The sequence below is a fragment of the Psychrobacter sp. 1Y4 genome (genome assembly GCF_051847555.1).
In genome coordinates this window covers 1-692 of sequence record NZ_JBPYDE010000581.1, presented here as the reverse complement: position 1 = coordinate 692, position 692 = coordinate 1, and the positions used below count along the sequence as shown (strand labels likewise).

General features: G+C 44.5%; 2 protein-coding genes. Both read left to right on the top strand.

The window, feature by feature from the left end:
* The first annotated feature begins 3 nt into the window (after window positions 1-3).
* Entirely contained in the window at window positions 4-105 is a 102-nt protein-coding gene (locus tag ACS8FC_RS17700) for a hypothetical protein (protein ID WP_439297754.1), read from the top strand.
* Window positions 106-227: 122 nt separating this feature from the next.
* Window positions 228-692, top strand: a 465-nt coding sequence (locus ACS8FC_RS17695) for a radical SAM protein (protein ID WP_439297753.1), incomplete at its 3' end; no start/stop codon positions are given.

Genomic DNA, 692 nt, shown 5'->3' with positions numbered 1-692 from the left:
CAGCTGAGCCGCGCCAATTGCTTTATTGTGTTGGACAAAGACAGTGGCAACGTAGTATCTGGTGGTGAGGTTACGGTGCAACCGTTTCCTTGGTTACATCGCTAATTCACCGTTTGCCAATCTGCTATAAAACGATGGAACGAAATTAAAAAGCAATCTAGCAATGGGATGCTAAACACGAATAATAAAGTAACGCTTATGGCAAGCAATACTGATGGCAGTAATATATGAATGAAGACAATATCAAAATAGACAGACCGCAACTGTATTCTCCTGCGTCAGCACCTGTGCTGTCTGACAGCTATATACCGTCTAATTTAGTGATGCCGATTGATCAGGCGACCCAAATCCATCAGCCTTTAACTGACGGGTTTGCGAGGCGTCTGACGTATCTGCGCCTATCTATTACTGATTTTTGTAATTTTCGCTGCGAGTACTGTTTGCCAAATGGTTATCAAGGCAAACGTCCTGATGATGAGTTGAGCGTTTCTGAAATTGCGACATTGGTGCGCGGCTTTGCCCAAGTAGGTACCAAAAAAGTGAGAATTACGGGCGGTGAGCCATCCATTCGCCGTGATGTTGTCGAAATCATCGAAACCATTAAACAGATTGATGGTATTGAAACAGTGGCGATGACCAGCAATGCTTATAAGTTAGGCAAGCATTTGGCTAGCTGGCAAGCGGCTGGACTT